Here is a 15,012-nt window from a genome sequence, read left to right on the forward strand (position 1 = left end):
GTGCAACACTAGTTACGTTGATTTCAGTGATTCTCCGGACTGCTTTGTCAATCTCAATACCCCAGAAGAACTCGCACAATTTGGAACATTATCGTCATGAAACATTCACTTCCTATCCCACTTTTAGGTTTTGCCGCATACTCGGGTACAGGCAAAACAACGCTTCTGGAAGCCCTATTACCTAAATTGACTGAGGCAGGTCTGCGTATTGGTATGCTTAAGCACGCACACCACAATTTCGATGTCGATAAAGAAGGGAAAGATAGCTATCGTCTAAGAAAAGCGGGTGCATCGCAAATGCTGATAGCCTCTCGTAATCGTTACGCGCTGATGACTGAAACGCCAGAAGCAGAGTCTGAATTCGATTACCTGCTTGGTCGTTTTGATTGTGACAAACTTGACGTTGTTCTAGTCGAAGGCTGCAAAAATATCGCCTTTCCTAAAATTGAGTTGCACCGCGAAGCGATCGCTAAGCCTTGGTTGTACCCAAATGACGACAACATCATTGCCATCGCATCAGATTCACAGTTAAGCGATACTCTACTTCCGCAAATGGACATCAATGACCTAGACGCCATCGCGCACTTTGTGATTGAGTACGTTAAAAGCAATGCTCAGTCGACCAAAACCAAATCTGAGGCTGCCTGCTGCGATACTCTGTCCCCCGCTTTCCTTTCTGTAGAGCAAGGCCAGGAGAAAATTTTATCTCTGGTTCATCCAGTTGAAGAAATCGAAGCCTGCCCTGTAGAGTCAGCGTATGGCCGCGTACTAGCAAAAGATGTAATTTCTCCAGTGAACGTGCCCCAATACACTAACTCAGCAATGGATGGTTATGCGATTCGCGGTGATGATTTAGACCGCAACTGCTATCAAGTTGTCGCTGAAGTACTCGCAGGACATGCTTACGATAAGCCTCTTCAAGTCGGTGAAGCGGTTAAGATCATGACTGGAGCCCCAACACCGGTTAACGCTGATACCGTGGTAATGCGAGAACAAGCCTCACAGCAAGGTGACAATGTCACATTTGGCGAGGCTAAAATCAAAATTGGACAAAACGTTCGCCAAGCCGGAGAAGACTTAGCCATTGGTAGCGAAGTCTTTAGCCAAGGTAAACGAATTTCATCGCCAGAAATGGGCATGATTGCCTCTTTGGGATACGCAGATTGCCAAGTTTTTCGCGCCCTCAAAGTGGCGGTGTTCTCCACAGGCGATGAAGTCCAAGCGCCCGGCACAAAGCAAAAATCGAATTCGATTTATGACTCAAACCGCTACACGCTCATTGGGTTATTGGAAAGCTTAGGTTGCGAAATCTTGGATTTCGGCATTATTGAAGATAATGAAGACTTGATGATAAAAGCGCTTGAAGACGCATCCGCTCAAGCCGATGTTGTACTCACCTCTGGGGGAGTATCCGTTGGTGATGCAGACTACATCAAGCTCGCCCTCGACAAACTTGGACAAATTGATTTCTGGCGTATCAATATGCGCCCAGGTCGTCCACTGGCGTTTGGTCAAATCAGCGGTAAGCCGTTCTTTGGCTTACCTGGTAATCCGGTGGCGGTCATGGTCTCATTTATTAATTTTGTTGAACCTGCACTGCGGAAAATGCAAGGTGAGCAAAATTGGCAGCCACTTAAAGTAAACGCGGTCGCCACAGAAAACCTACGCTCTCGTCAAGGACGTACTGAGTTTAGCCGCGGTGTCTACCAACTGGATAGCAACGGGCAACTAACAGTTCGTACAACCGGAAAACAAGGCTCTGGCATCTTGCGATCAATGAGTGAAGCGAATTGCCTTATCGAAATTTCACCCGCGGTCGATACAGTAAAAGTCGGTGAAAGCGTGACAATCATCCCGCTTCAAGGCAGAATCTAGCCCATAAAGACTGAGGCCAGCATCGCTGGCCTCTTTATTTTGAACTGATTGAGAAACAATTCATGGCTCGTACCATTCTATATACTTACAAAGGTGAAGATAAGACTCTAACCTTTTCGTACCAACAACACCGCAATATCCATGAAGCAGTAGCGGAAGCAGAAGGCATCAATATTTCTGATTACTTGCGTATGGAGCAGCAAATCGAAGCGGTTTCAGATACCAAAGCGGTTCGTAATTACCGTGACAATCACTTTAGAAAGTTAGGTTTCGATAAAATTACCCTACAACAAAAAGATAATCTTGGCGTAGGCAAAAAGAAATCTTAGCGACATCTGACACGCTCTCTATCTTAGGGAGCGTGAGCAAACTATCATTTTGAATCCCTTCGTTCTCACCAACATACATTCCTTCTCCTCCCCAAACACACTTCTAAACTAAAGTTGCAATTTTATTGCATAACTTAATACGAATGTTTACTAAACCGTATACACGCACTAAAAATACTGTTAATTTACCGCCAAGCTATATGCTACAAATATAATAATTAAACTAAATTGACTATAAATTCGGAATGTAAGCCTTTTTATGGAAGCCCTAGTAAGAAAGATAATCAACGCTCAGGATGGTGAGGAGTTCTGTCTACGTTGTTTAAAGGAAATCTACGCCCGTTACAGCCCCGAGCACTGCTTTGTCGCGGAGTATGACCTGATAAAAAACATCGCCACGACTCGTGTCTATCTCGCCGACGGCGTACAAGCAGCGAACATGGCTTATGAACTAAGGGGGAGCCCTTGTGAGAAGGTCATTAACGACAACGTGATGTGTTCGTTCTCGCAAGGCATTCAGCAAAGATTCCCTGAAGACGTAGCGTTACGTGAATTGAATGCAGAAAGTTACATCGGTATACCGCTCCAAGCACGCAACGGCCAGATTGTCGGCGTGCTCGCTCTGCTCTATTCTTGTCACCTTGATACTAGCCAATTTGATAATGACTGGTTACTAACTTTGGGCTTCCTGATTGGTAACTCCCTACTTCAGGAAAGGCTAACTAACCGCAATGACAAGTTGCTGCAACAATTCGACCGTTCAGAACAGATCACCGATACGTCGTCTTGGACTTGGCGTGTAAAAGAAAAACAATTCTATTGTTCGCAGAACTTAGGGCGGATGTTTCAACTTGGGGCATTGCATAACTTAAGCTTCGATGATTTTTTCCGCCATCATGTATTTAAACGTGATGATCAATTCCGAGATTTCCTTGATAAAGCAACATCTGATATTGGTATCTCACGTCTCGTTGTTCGACGAGAAGATTGCATCGCAGGTATGCAGCTGGAAATCAGCTGCTCTAAGAGCTTTGACTCTCAGGGACAGCTCGAGCGCGTAGAGGGCAATATTAAGAACGTCACGCGCATCACCAAATTGCTCCATGAGCGTACAATAGCGGATCAATTAATCCAGCTATCTGACCGCGGTGTGATGCTCACTGACCGCCACAATCGTATCGTCAAAGTAAACTCTCGTGTGGAAGAAATTACTGGTTATTCGAGTGAAGAATTGATTGGTAAAAAGCCACAAATTTTTAGTTCAGACATTCAAGACAAAGAGTTCTACGCTGAAATGTGGCACAGCATTAACACGCTGGGTCACTGGTCAGGCGAAGTTTGGAACAAAACCAAAGCGGGCGCGATTTATCCTGAGAAACTGCAAATCTCTGTCGTCGAAGATATGAATGGTGATGTCTCAAGCTACCTTGCAGTTTTCGAAGACATCAGCACCACCAAGATGATCGAAAGCCAATTGGATCGCTACAAGAACAAACGCGATTTCACCGGTCTTATTACCCGCTCTAAATTTATTCAGTTGTCTGATGCAGACGACCAACAAACGGTTATTCTTATCGACATTTGCCGTTTCTCGGCGATTAACACCATTTATGGTGAAGTGTTTGGCAATAAAGTTTTGCGTCACGTAGGTAAGTTACTGCAAGAGTATTTCTCGAACGTATCCACCAGCATTTGTCGCTACGGTGCGGATCAGTTTGCGATGACGGTTCCACAGCAAAACACCGATGCGTTAGCTCAAATCACTGAAAAATTGCGTTCATCGATTGAAGCCGAGTTTACTATTGATAAGCACAAGCTGAAACTGTCAGTCAATATTGGACACTCTAACCCTGATCAGCAAACGTCAAACACGCACCCTCTCACGCAAGCCTACTACGCTTTGGATGAAGCCAAGACAAAACCAATACCAAGCACAGTTATGTACTGCTATCCGCTTGAAGAGAGTATCAGCCGTAAACACCGTTTAAGTGTGTTACTCAAGCATGCCATCGCTGAAAAACGTATCCACGTCGAATACCAGCCGATTTACGATTTAGACAACAACAGAGTTGTAAAGTATGAAGCGCTGGCGCGTTGGGTTGAAGACGGTGAATCCATTTCCCCGTTTGAGTTTATCCCTATCGCGGAAGAGCTGGGCTACATCAAAGACCTTGGCCAACTTGTGCTAGAAATCGCCTGTCAGGATATTCATAAGCTCAAGCAACTGGGACATGACGACATCGTTATCTCAGTTAATCGCTCGATCGACGAATTGATCAACGAAGATCCTGATAACTGCTCAATCATTAACACGATTCAGCAATCTGGACTCTCACCAGAAAACATCATTATTGAAGTGACCGAATCTGTGCCACTGGAAGACAAGCCCGATGTGCAGAAGTTGTTGGATAGCCTGCGCGCCAAGGGCTTGAAGCTCGCATTGGATGATTTTGGCACTGGCTTCGCGTCTTTTTCGAACTTAATGAAGAATACGGTAGATATCTTAAAAGTCGACCGCTCACTGATTAGAAATATCGACAGCAATAAAAACAATGCAGTTTTGGTTGAGTCCGTGAACCTATTGGCAAATCAACTGGGTTTGGATGTTATTGCAGAAGGCGTCGAGACTGAACAACAGTTGCAACTGCTCAAGTCAATGGGATGTCGTTACATTCAAGGTTATTACATCAGCAAGCCGGTACCATTTGAACAAGCTGTAGGCTTAATTAAATGATGATTTCGGTCAAGCGCGATCCTATGGTTTGGATCGCGCTACGAAGTGCTTCACCGCTCTAACCTCAAATCCATATAAATCAGCTCCCAACTTTGTCCATTAAACGCTCTTGTGCCCTGCTCTCTTTTGGTTTCTTCAAAGCCCAACGCTTCATAACAGCGAATCGCAGCAGTGTTCTGACTAAACACGCAAAGATTGAGTTTTGCGTAACCTTGTCGTTTGGCGACGTCGATTAGTTCAGTCAACATTTGTTTTGAACTCCCTTTACCTCGAAAGTCAGGGTGAATAAACACGCGACAAATACGCGCCACGCTTTCATCTACTTCAAACAGTTCAACGTATCCAGCCCGCTCACCGTGATGTAAGTAGAAAAATGCTTGGCATTGAGGTAAGGAAACGTGCACTTCGATTTGTGAGGCGTTAAGGGGAAAAGTAAATGTTGGACCACCCCAAAGGTAGTTCAGATCTGGAGAGTCGATCCAATCGACGATCTGCTGATAATCGTTAACTTGAAATTGCGTGAGTGCCATCCTAGCTGCCTCAAAATAAAAAAGAGCTTGCCTAAGCAAGCTCTCAAATTACCAACAACAAATCAATCTATTTGATGTTTAAGAACGCCGCGCCGCGTACGCCGCCTGAATCGCCGTGTTTTGCTTTGATAATCTTCGGACACTTAGCTACAGACAGAAGGTACTTAGGCACGCGCTTTGGCATTTCTTCGTAAATCAACTCAAAGTTTGATAGACCGCCACCTAGTGCAACAACATGAGGGTCGTTAGCCGTAAAGATATTGCCGAAGCAGATCGCTAATAACTCGAGGAAGCGCTCAACGTGCTCAGACGCTTTGGCTTCGCCTTCCGCATGCGCTTTAATAATGTCGATCGCTTTCTTTTTCTCACCGAAATAGTGTTCGTAGATCAGTTCAAAGCCGCGACCAGACAAGTAGCTGTCCAGACAACCTTTCTTACCACAACCACAACCCAACAGTGGCGCGTTGTCACCTAAGTGGAACCATGCATCCAGCGGTAAACGCATATGACCTAGTTCACCCGCAACGTGGTTACGCCCAGAGAAGACTTTACCTTCATAAACCAGCCCGCCACCAAAACCGGTGCCTAGAATTAAGCCCATTACTGAAGGTTCATCTTTAAGTTCTTCGTCCCACGCTTCAGAAAGCGCAAAACAGTTAGCATCGTTTTCGATTTTAACGCTACGACCAATTTTTGCTTCTAAGTCTGCACGTAGCGGCTTACCTTTCGCTGCTGGAACGTTCACAGTCAGCACAGTAGCATCGTCCGCATCTTCCATACCTGGCAGACCTAGACCAATTTTCCCTTCACAAGAAAACTCTTTGTCATACTTCGCAACTAAACCGGCAATCGTATCCACCAATAGTTGGTAATCTTCTGTTGGTGTTGGTACACGTTCCGTCGCAACACGCTCTAATTTCTCGTTAAATGCACCAAATTCAATCTTAGTGCCACCAACGTCAAAGCCGTAGTACATTGACTCTCTCCCTAAAATACAAAATATAAAAATCGAAAAACGGACTTATTATCCATATACCTAAGCCTACAGTCCGTGATGTGCGACAAGTTTACCCTTAAGACAAGCTTAACTGCGCGTAGATTCGACGAAAATCGAATTAGTTTTAGACTGGACTCGCGTTTTCTGTTTGCGCGATAAACGCTTGCAGTGCGGGACGCTGTTCGTCCACTTTGCCGCGACTTTTGCTTAACAGGTAGCTTTCCTTAAACGCTTCAAACCAAAGTTCCAGCGTTTTTGCCGCTAAATCCTCTTCTAGTTCTCGCAATACCAAGCTCGCAACTTCGGCAGTGGCCAAATGCTGCTCGTTGTCCGAACGTCGCATAATGTAATTTGATACCGACTGCGGTGAAATAGATAGGACTGGTAAGCGGTCTAAATAAGGTGATTTGCGAAAGATGCGTCTGGCCTCACGCCAACTGCCATCTAAAAAAATCAATAGTGGCTTTTTACCGTTGCAGAATGAGCGTGGAGCTTCACTTATCAGTCGAGCAGGATCTTCAACATAATCTTCAGGAAACACGACTATCGGTTGATAGCGCTCATCTTCAAGTAAATCCAACATTTGGGGCGCCGGTTCGGTGCGGTTCCATTGGTATACGTAACCTTCTTTAACCGTGTCGAGGATCAAACGCCCGGTATTGCTTGGTTTGAAGACTTCGTTTTCCGACACCAATAGCATCACCGCCACATTGCTTTCAATATCTGGTTGGTGTTGGCAAATGCAGTGTGTTTGCGACACTTGGCAATATTGGCAACGTATAACCTTACAACCACGTGCGTTAAACGGCTTGGTCGATTTTTCTAAGCGCTGTTGATAAAGGTGGTGAAAAGCGTGGACTCTCATCGTCATTCATTGATAATGGCAAAGGACGGCAAGTTTACTCTCTGATGGATGAGTTGCAAGTAGAAACAAGGTGTATTTCGTCATGCAAAACCCTGACTTTATTCGATTAAGTTTTTTTCTTTCAGTATTGGTGCTATGCGGTCTCTGGGAATGGTTGACCCCGAGAAAACAACTCACACAAAACAAGCTGTTTCGCTGGCTAAATAACCTCGGGTTGATCGCGTTTAACTCACTTTGTTTGAGTTTACTGATGCCGTTTCTCGCATTTGAAGTGGCCATTCGTATCGGACAAAGCAACATCGGCCTTTTTAACCAAATCGACATGCCATTCGCTTTGGAAGTGTTCCTTTGCGTCATTTTGTTGGACCTTGCCATCTATGCTCAACACTTAGTGTTTCACCGCGTGCCTTGGTTGTGGCGCTTACATCGCATGCACCACGCGGATCAAGATATCGACGTCACGACCGGTGCACGTTTTCATCCGATTGAGATTATCTTGTCGATGTGGATTAAAATTGGTTTGATCGCCATATTGGGCATTTCACCATTGGCGGTTTTGATCTTTGAAGTGGTGTTAAATGCGAGTGCCATGTTTAATCACAGCAACGCAAAACTGCCGCTTACGCTCGACAGACATTTGCGCAAGTGGGTCGTGACACCGGACATGCACCGAGTTCACCATTCTGTAATTGCTAAAGAAACTCACTCCAATTTTGGCTTTTGTCTTTCCATTTGGGATCGTATGTTTCACACCTACATCGTCCAGCCAGCACTGGGAGACGATAACGTCGAAATAGGTTTACCATTGTTTCGCAAACCAAACGAACAACGGCTGGATAAAATGCTTACCCAGCCGTTTCGTCAGCAATAATTTCGTGTATCTCTAAACTTGCTGGTGTAGCTCATATTTATGAAGCATGGCTTGTTGGTGGCCCGCGATTTCGGCCACTTGTTCGGAGCTTTCCACCATTGAGTCAACCTGTAGCTTGGTCTGTTCGCCTTGCTCAGTAATGTAACTGATTGAACGGCTGACGTCCGCGGTTGCTCGTTCTTGTTCTTCAGTTGCAACGGTAATTTGCTCGACTCGGGTACGAATGTGTTCGACCGCATTGGCGATGTCGGCAAACGTCTGTTTTACCTGCTCACTCGATTCCAGCGCATACGTCATTTCTGTTCGAGTGCTTTCTACCGCTGAACGTGATTTTTCAGCCGCCGCGACTAACTCACTCATTCGCTCACGAATGTTTCCGGTTTGATCTGATGTGTCGCGCGCGAGTTTACGAACCTCGTCCGCGACCACTGCAAAGCCCCGCCCTTGTTCACCTGCTCTTGCGGCTTCAATTGCCGCATTTAACGCAAGTAAGTTTGTGCTGTCAGCAATACCGGCAATCATGTCGACCATTTCACGGATTTGTTTAACACGACTGTCCAGTTCCAGCATCGATTCTTCATTAATGTTCAATGTGTGCTCTAACGAATGCAAACGAACTTGGTTCTGTTCTATTGCTTCAACGCCAGAAGATGAATGCTCAGCAGCAAGATTGGATTCGCAGCAAGACTCATTCGTCACAGTCGCAATCTCTCGTATGGAAGCTTCTAGTTGAGTAACGGTTGTAACCATGCTGAGTAACGATTCATTCTGCTTGGTCAGGCTTTGATGGGTAATTTCCGCCGCACCATGGCTGATTTCTGCGGTTTGATAAAGTGTCTCGCAATTACGTGTCACGGTCGAAATGGAATCTCTGGTTGATTCAATCACTTGGTTTAATTTACGAGCTACTTCTTTGAGTTCAAATGGGCCTCGTAACTCTAAAGACTGGGTAAAATCGTGTTCGGTCAGTCGGCTTAAGTGAGATAGCACATTAACCAAACCGGTTTTGATCCAAGCGCGCAGCGCGACCCAGCTACAGACAATAATAACGACAATCACCAAACCACCAATAATCAACATCAGATCAATGTTAGTTATCGTACTGCTCACCACTGACTTGCTGTCGTCAATCAGCGATTCTGCAGTGTGAGACACGCGACTAAGCAACTCAACAGTTTCATTGGCGGTGATCGCAGTGGTTGCGACTTGTCGCTTTAACTGCTGTGCCAGCTCCAACTGAGAAAGCAGCTGTTTGAGAACCCCCTCATCAGAAAAGCCGCCTTTCACCATTTCATAAGGTGCGGTTAAGCTAGCGAACTCTTTGACGTCGGGATGCCACTCTGCGAAGTCATCAAACGCGAGATTGATACCAGCGATTCGATTGCGCATCTCTTTGTATTCCTGCATCGCTTTGTCGATGTCGGTTTGCATCATCAATACGAGAAAGGTGCTTTCCATTGAACTTGCACTGGCAGAAAAACGGTTGGCCGCATCTTGTGAAACTGGATTATCACCGGACAAAAACGAACTGATACGATTCATTTCAGGACCAATTGAGCTCAAACCATAGCGAAACTCACTGACCGCACCGTCGATACGTTCTTGCATATTGAGCAGTTTGGCTTGGTCTGCAAGGATATTTTGTGTTTGGTTCGCCAACGCGGCGATATTCTTTTTTAGTTGCTTTTCTTGCTGTGGAGTGAGTGCTGAATCAAAGTCTGCAGCAATAGAAAATACGGTTTCCATCAACTGAGTATTGCGGGCAATAAGCGAATCCGTTTCAGTTTGGATTTTTGTTAATTCTTCCAGCGATTCGACTTGGGTACCATAACCGAGCTGTTTGATTTGTTCTAATATCGACTGGGTGAGTTTGGCGTTAGTCATCGCAAGCGGCAGCGCTTTATCTGATAAACCATTAAACTGATTCTCAACTTGCTCTAAGCCTTTGATACTGGTGACAGATAAAATAATCACCAGTAAAGTAATACTGATGAAAACAGTGCTGATAGTTTGAACGAGAGATAAAGACGAGCTGTTGTTTTTCTTATTCATTAGATTGGAACTGACATCATACAAAAGTTTATATGCACTGAATTCTATTTAGGGAACATTACATTTAAATGTCATTTATTATTCAAAAATGTGTCATGAAAAATGTACCTGGCCTTCCCCTTGCGTTGATCTTGACGGCCCTAGTTGGCTGTTCATCGTCTCCAGACTTTAGCCAATCAATTGAACGCGAAGAACCCACGGCTGAACACCTCGCGATTAAGCAGTCTTTCATGGATGTATATAAACATTGGCAAGGCGTACCTTATCGCCTTGGCGGTAACTCGTTCTCTGGTGTTGATTGTTCTGCGTTTGTCCAAATCGCTTATCGCGACGCAATGCGCTTTGATGTACCGAGAACCACTCACCATCAAGTTTTACTAGGTAAAGAAGTACCTTATGAGGAAATACAAATTGGCGATTTAGCGTTTTTTAAAACGTCATACAAAGTCAACCACGTCGGAGTGTATATCGGTGATAAGCAGTTTATGCACGCTTCAACATCTAAAGGAGTGATTATATCGAGGTTGGATAATCCCTATTGGGCATCCAAGTTTTGGCATTTCAGGCGAGTCGTCAATTCGCCTGAGTAAAGTATGAAGAACAATTAGTCGTATTTCGCGACTGCTGAATCGAATAGGTTTTTCATCAGCGCAATATACTCATCCAGAAAAGCAATCTGGCCATTGGTTGCTGGCTTTGCCCAAACGCCGGCTAACACTTCACCAAGGTCATCTACTACCGAATCTGCTTCTTTCAACAACTTAAAACGGACACTAGCGTGCAACTCAGGGTTCTGATCAAAAATCGCCATTATATTGCTCGCGACCATATCAGTAACCACATCTTCCACGCTCTGTGGACCTATATCTCCGTCATCTGACGTAAATACGTCCATATTGAAGGCTAAGTGTTCGATTAAAGCTAAATAACCATCGGTATCTACAACCACTGCGTACCTCCGTAAATTCATGGCGTCTTAGTAGTTGAATACTATGACATATCGAATAGTTTAGACAACTTTTCACCGTACGATTGCTGATAAAAACCGCAATAACTACCAGTTATGTGACTTGCGACCTGCGCCTAGTTGATGAATGAGCTGTGTTTAAGTACGTATTTTATCCGTTCGTTAACGACTTACGTTAATAGAATGAATTATAAGCGATTTAGCTCACATTTTATTAATCAGGTGAATATTTTTAGTTAAATGATTGAAAAATTTGTACTCTAGTTCAGAACCAAGACAACGCATCTTCTACAATAAGGTTAAAGCGCAAAGTTCGGGGATTTAAAGTATGTGGTCAGCCATCTCACAACATCTTTCAGACACGCTCATGTTTTCTTATCAAATCACCGAGAAGACAAAACTCTCCGGCGGAGATATAAACGAATGCTATATGGTTTCTGACGGCGAACAACGTTACTTTGTCAAAATAAACAGCCGTGAGTTTTTACCTAAGTTTGAAGTCGAAGCAGAAAACATCCGTATACTGCGCGAGACCGATACCGTATCAGTCCCAGAACTGGTGCTTATTGGTCAGTCAAAGCAAAATGCTTTTATCATTCTCAATTACCTGCCTACCAAACAGCTCGACGATGACAAAAATAGTTATCTATTCGGCCAACAGCTAGCGCGTCTTCACCAGTGGGGAGAGCAAAAAGAGTATGGTTTTGACCAGGACAACTATATTGGCTCTACGCTACAACCCAACAAGTGGGAACGAAAATGGGCACGTTTCTTTGCAGAGCAACGCATAGGTTGGCAATTGCAATTAGTAAGAGAAAAAGGCGTTAATCTCGTTGATATCGACGATTTCACTGAGGTTGTGCACGAACGTCTAGCCTCACATCAACCAACACCTTCATTATTACACGGCGATTTATGGCACGGAAACACGGCAAATTCGGTGTTTGGACCTATTTGTTTTGATCCGGCCTGCTATTGGGGGGATCGTGAGTGTGATATCGCGATGACCGAATTGTTTGGCGGCTTCCAACCAGAGTTTTACCAAGGTTATGAAAGCATCCTGCCACTGGATTATCGCTATTCAGAGCGCAAAGATATCTACACTCTTTACCATTTGCTCAACCACTACAATCAATTTGGTGGACACTATTTAGAACAATCACAAAAACTCATCGACCGCATACTAACTTATTGATATAAGGGATGTATTTAAACTTGTACGTTCACAATTTGTTGCAAAAATCACCTAATAAAATGGTTCTAACTACAGTTATTGAGTGAATTTTATTAACCAATTCAAAATTTACACTTAATTTACGTCTAATAGTAACTTCTGGACTTAAGCTTAGGCTAGATGTCTCATCGAGAAGTAAGGAAGAGAATTATGCGTAACTACACCGAAAAATTCGTCACCTGCCCTCATTGCGGGCACTCCATCAGTATCACGCTGGACGCATCCAATGGTGACCAAGAGTTTTATGATGATTGTCCTGCTTGTTGTAACGCGATCCACCTTAATATGATGGTTAATGAACAACTAGACACGATTGAATTGTTTGTTGACGCCGACGACGAACAGATTTTCTGATCACTCGTTCAGGTTAAACGCCGGATAGTGTTGAAACTTATCCGGCTGCAGCAGTTATAGATTCTTCGCAGCGAGTACTCGCTCAACGGTTTCAACAATGGCTTGGGTTTGTGGGTCAAACTCAACGTTTATCATTTCTCCAACAATACGTTGGCCAAATAGAGTTCGTTGTAATGTCTCTGGAATAAGGTGTACCGAGAAGCGGTTTTCTTCCACTTCACCAATGGTCAATGAACAACCATCGAGTCCAATGTAACCTTTAGCTAATACGTACTTCATACTAGTTTGTGGCAGTTCAAACCAAATTGTACGGTTGTTTGGCGTATCGATCACATCAACGATCTTACCCATAACACTGATATGGCCAGACATACTGTGACCACCGATTTCATCACCAAACTTTGCTGCTCGTTCGATGTTAACCAAATTGCCTACTTTAATTTGACCAAGGTTAGTTAATTTGAGTGTCGCTTGCATCAAGTCAAAGCTGACAAGTTCCCCATCGAGTTTTGTCACCGTTAGACAACAACCGTTGTGAGCAACAGAAGCGCCAATTTCTAGCCCTTCCCTCATTGCGCCTGTCAAGCGTACAGTATGAGTTTGAAAATCTTGTTTTCTATCAATAGCGACGACTTCTGCCATCCCTTGAACGATTCCGGTAAACATAGAGAGATCCGTTAGTTTTTAATGGTGCTTAGAGATACATTTCATTATCATGCCACAGAAAAGCGTCAGCTTATATTTATAGTTATTTCGTCTCGCGCATTCCCCTTTTTTGCGTAGAGACACATCGTATCTTGGAGTACAAACGTGCATCGATATAAAGAAGAAGCCAGTAAGTTAATTAAACTGGCAACCCCGGTACTGATCGCATCCGTTGCGCAGACTGGTATGGGGTTTGTAGATACGATCATGGCTGGTGGAGTAAGCGCAACTGACATGGCTGCCGTGTCTATTGCATCGAGTATTTGGTTGCCAACGATTTTGTTTGGCATTGGCTTGCTTATGGCTTTGGTGCCAGTGGTGGCACAGCTCAATGGCTCTGGCCGTCAGAAAACGATCCCGTTCGAAATCCAGCAAGGGATTGCGATGGCATTGTTCATTTCTATCCCGACCGTGTTCGTCTTATTTCAGACCAAGGTTATACTCGGTTTGATGGATGTTGAGCCTATTATGGCGGAGAAAACAATCGGCTACATGTACGCCGTGATGCTAGCTGTACCCGCGTTTCTATTATTCCAAGCATTACGCAGTTTCACCGATGGCATGTCTTTAACACAGCCAGCAATGGTGATCGGCTTTGTCGGCTTGTTGCTAAACATTCCATTAAACTGGATTTTTGTCTACGGCAAATTCGGTGCGCCAGCATTAGGCGGTGTCGGCTGTGGCGTTGCAACGACCATCGTTTACTGGATTATGTTTGTGATGTTACTGGTTTATATCATCACATCCAACCGTGTTGCCCACATCAACGTTTTCGGTACTTTCCATAAGCCTCAGCTTAAACCACTTCTGCGCTTATTTAAGCTCGGCTTTCCAGTAGCGGCTGCGCTATTTTTTGAAGTAACACTTTTTGCAGTAGTTGCCTTAATGGTCGCCCCACTAGGCCCACTCATTGTTGCCGCTCATCAGGTCGCGATTAATTTCTCATCTTTAGTGTTTATGCTTCCTATGAGTATCGGTGCTGCGGTCAGTATTCGCGTTGGACACCGCTTAGGTGAAGGAAGCGTCCAAGGCGCAACTATTGCCTCTCATGTCGGTTTGATTGTTGCGGTGGTCATGGCGTTTGGTACTGCAATCCTTACGGTACTTTTCCGCGAACAAGTTGCGCTGCTATACACAGACAACCGCGCGGTAATTGAAGTAGCTTTGCAGTTACTGCTACTCGCCGCCATCTACCAAGTCACCGATGCTATCCAGGTCGTTGCCGCTGGCGCACTACGTGGATACAAAGATATGTCTGCGATCTTCAACCGTACTTTTATTGCTTACTGGATACTAGGCTTGCCAAGTGGTTATATTTTGGGGATGACGGACTGGATTGTTGAGCCGATGGGTGCGCATGGCTTCTGGATGGGCTTTATCATTGGTTTATCGTCTGCCGCACTGATGCTGGGCTTAAGATTACGCTGGATGCACAAACAACCAGACGAGTCTCAACTTACGTTCGCGTCGCATTAAAGTTAACCGTTAAAACCAATACG

The 15,012-nt window shown here is 44.6% G+C and carries 14 protein-coding genes and 1 pseudogene; 9 read left to right on the forward strand and 6 right to left on the reverse strand.

Annotated elements, in window-relative coordinates:
• The 4 genes and pseudogenes from HCZ42_RS00005 to HCZ42_RS00020 all read left to right on the forward strand — a co-directional run.
• Positions 1 to 100: pseudogene (locus HCZ42_RS00005) on the forward strand (molybdenum cofactor guanylyltransferase MobA); the annotation flags it as partial.
• A complete protein-coding gene (locus HCZ42_RS00010) occupies positions 97 to 1,875 on the forward strand; it encodes a bifunctional molybdopterin-guanine dinucleotide biosynthesis adaptor protein MobB/molybdopterin molybdotransferase MoeA (RefSeq protein WP_167418751.1) in 1,779 nt (592 codons plus the stop codon). The pseudogene HCZ42_RS00005 and the gene HCZ42_RS00010, both read left to right, overlap by 4 nt.
• 62 nt (positions 1,876 to 1,937) lie before the next feature.
• Positions 1,938 to 2,204: a DUF2960 domain-containing protein gene (locus HCZ42_RS00015; RefSeq protein WP_167418752.1), complete on the forward strand. Its 267-nt coding sequence runs from the start codon at positions 1,938 to 1,940 to the stop codon at positions 2,202 to 2,204.
• A 259-nt stretch (positions 2,205 to 2,463) separates the two neighbouring features.
• Entirely contained in the window at positions 2,464 to 4,938 is a 2,475-nt protein-coding gene (locus tag HCZ42_RS00020; RefSeq protein WP_167418753.1) for a putative bifunctional diguanylate cyclase/phosphodiesterase, read from the forward strand.
• A 50-nt stretch (positions 4,939 to 4,988) separates the two neighbouring features.
• Here HCZ42_RS00020 and HCZ42_RS00025 read toward each other — a convergent pair whose 3' ends face one another.
• The 3 genes from HCZ42_RS00025 to HCZ42_RS00035 form a co-directional block, all read right to left on the reverse strand.
• Positions 4,989 to 5,468 carry a GNAT family N-acetyltransferase gene (locus tag HCZ42_RS00025; protein WP_167418754.1) on the reverse strand — a complete coding sequence of 160 codons (480 nt, stop codon included), beginning with the start codon at positions 5,466 to 5,468 and terminating at the stop codon, positions 4,989 to 4,991.
• A 67-nt stretch (positions 5,469 to 5,535) separates the two neighbouring features.
• A complete protein-coding gene (gene nagK / locus HCZ42_RS00030) occupies positions 5,536 to 6,444 on the reverse strand; it encodes an N-acetylglucosamine kinase (RefSeq protein ID WP_167418755.1) in 909 nt (302 codons plus the stop codon).
• Between the two features lie 145 nt (positions 6,445 to 6,589).
• Positions 6,590 to 7,336: a tRNA-uridine aminocarboxypropyltransferase gene (locus HCZ42_RS00035; protein ID WP_175579338.1), complete on the reverse strand. Its 747-nt coding sequence runs from the start codon at positions 7,334 to 7,336 to the stop codon at positions 6,590 to 6,592.
• A gap of 76 nt (positions 7,337 to 7,412) precedes the next feature.
• On the opposite strand from HCZ42_RS00035, the gene HCZ42_RS00040 reads away from it, so the two are divergent.
• Positions 7,413 to 8,201: a sterol desaturase family protein gene (locus HCZ42_RS00040; RefSeq protein ID WP_167418757.1), complete on the forward strand. Its 789-nt coding sequence runs from the start codon at positions 7,413 to 7,415 to the stop codon at positions 8,199 to 8,201.
• 12 nt (positions 8,202 to 8,213) lie between these two features.
• On the opposite strand, the gene HCZ42_RS00045 is transcribed toward HCZ42_RS00040, so the two are convergent.
• Complete coding sequence (locus tag HCZ42_RS00045; RefSeq protein WP_167418758.1) at positions 8,214 to 10,253, reverse strand: methyl-accepting chemotaxis protein; 2,040 nt, start codon at positions 10,251 to 10,253, stop codon at positions 8,214 to 8,216.
• A 95-nt stretch (positions 10,254 to 10,348) separates the two neighbouring features.
• On the opposite strand from HCZ42_RS00045, the gene HCZ42_RS00050 reads away from it, so the two are divergent.
• Positions 10,349 to 10,843, forward strand: coding sequence for an NlpC/P60 family protein (locus HCZ42_RS00050; RefSeq protein WP_167418759.1), 495 nt, complete (start codon positions 10,349 to 10,351; stop codon positions 10,841 to 10,843).
• A gap of 14 nt (positions 10,844 to 10,857) precedes the next feature.
• Here the strand turns inward: HCZ42_RS00050 and HCZ42_RS00055 are convergent, their stop codons facing one another.
• Positions 10,858 to 11,202, reverse strand: a complete 345-nt coding sequence (locus tag HCZ42_RS00055; RefSeq protein WP_053408542.1) for a DUF3802 family protein — start codon at positions 11,200 to 11,202, stop codon at positions 10,858 to 10,860.
• A gap of 346 nt (positions 11,203 to 11,548) precedes the next feature.
• Here HCZ42_RS00055 and HCZ42_RS00060 point away from each other — a divergent pair, with 346 nt between their 5' ends.
• Positions 11,549 to 12,415: a fructosamine kinase family protein gene (locus tag HCZ42_RS00060; RefSeq protein ID WP_167418760.1), complete on the forward strand. Its 867-nt coding sequence runs from the start codon at positions 11,549 to 11,551 to the stop codon at positions 12,413 to 12,415.
• A gap of 189 nt (positions 12,416 to 12,604) precedes the next feature.
• Positions 12,605 to 12,808, forward strand: coding sequence for a CPXCG motif-containing cysteine-rich protein (locus HCZ42_RS00065; protein ID WP_167418761.1), 204 nt, complete (start codon positions 12,605 to 12,607; stop codon positions 12,806 to 12,808).
• A gap of 54 nt (positions 12,809 to 12,862) precedes the next feature.
• Here HCZ42_RS00065 and HCZ42_RS00070 read toward each other — a convergent pair whose 3' ends face one another.
• The gene (locus tag HCZ42_RS00070) at positions 12,863 to 13,474 is read right to left on the reverse strand and encodes a riboflavin synthase subunit alpha (protein ID WP_167418762.1); all 612 of its coding nucleotides are present in this window, start codon (positions 13,472 to 13,474) and stop codon (positions 12,863 to 12,865) included.
• A 144-nt stretch (positions 13,475 to 13,618) separates the two neighbouring features.
• On the opposite strand from HCZ42_RS00070, the gene HCZ42_RS00075 reads away from it, so the two are divergent.
• Complete coding sequence (locus HCZ42_RS00075) at positions 13,619 to 14,989, forward strand: MATE family efflux transporter (RefSeq protein WP_167418763.1); 1,371 nt, start codon at positions 13,619 to 13,621, stop codon at positions 14,987 to 14,989.
• Positions 14,990 to 15,012: the final 23 nt, after the last annotated feature.

The sequence above is a fragment of the Vibrio hepatarius genome, assembly GCF_011806575.1.
GTDB lineage: Bacteria > Pseudomonadota > Gammaproteobacteria > Enterobacterales > Vibrionaceae > Vibrio > Vibrio hepatarius_A.

Excerpts from the sequence above, each read along its gene's own strand:
- HCZ42_RS00010 (WP_167418751.1), top strand. The coding sequence starts at position 97 with ATGAAACATTCACTTCCTATCCCACTTTTAGGTTTTGCCGCATACTCG.
- HCZ42_RS00015 (WP_167418752.1), top strand. The coding sequence starts at position 1,938 with ATGGCTCGTACCATTCTATATACTTACAAAGGTGAAGATAAGACTCTA.
- HCZ42_RS00020 (WP_167418753.1), top strand. The coding sequence starts at position 2,464 with ATGGAAGCCCTAGTAAGAAAGATAATCAACGCTCAGGATGGTGAGGAG.
- HCZ42_RS00025 (WP_167418754.1), bottom strand. The coding sequence starts at position 5,468 with ATGGCACTCACGCAATTTCAAGTTAACGATTATCAGCAGATCGTCGAT.
- nagK (WP_167418755.1), bottom strand. The coding sequence starts at position 6,444 with ATGTACTACGGCTTTGACGTTGGTGGCACTAAGATTGAATTTGGTGCA.
- HCZ42_RS00035 (WP_175579338.1), bottom strand. The coding sequence starts at position 7,336 with ATGACGATGAGAGTCCACGCTTTTCACCACCTTTATCAACAGCGCTTA.
- HCZ42_RS00040 (WP_167418757.1), top strand. The coding sequence starts at position 7,413 with ATGCAAAACCCTGACTTTATTCGATTAAGTTTTTTTCTTTCAGTATTG.
- HCZ42_RS00045 (WP_167418758.1), bottom strand. The coding sequence starts at position 10,253 with ATGAATAAGAAAAACAACAGCTCGTCTTTATCTCTCGTTCAAACTATC.
- HCZ42_RS00050 (WP_167418759.1), top strand. The coding sequence starts at position 10,349 with ATGAAAAATGTACCTGGCCTTCCCCTTGCGTTGATCTTGACGGCCCTA.
- HCZ42_RS00060 (WP_167418760.1), top strand. The coding sequence starts at position 11,549 with ATGTGGTCAGCCATCTCACAACATCTTTCAGACACGCTCATGTTTTCT.
- HCZ42_RS00065 (WP_167418761.1), top strand. The coding sequence starts at position 12,605 with ATGCGTAACTACACCGAAAAATTCGTCACCTGCCCTCATTGCGGGCAC.
- HCZ42_RS00070 (WP_167418762.1), bottom strand. The coding sequence starts at position 13,474 with ATGTTTACCGGAATCGTTCAAGGGATGGCAGAAGTCGTCGCTATTGAT.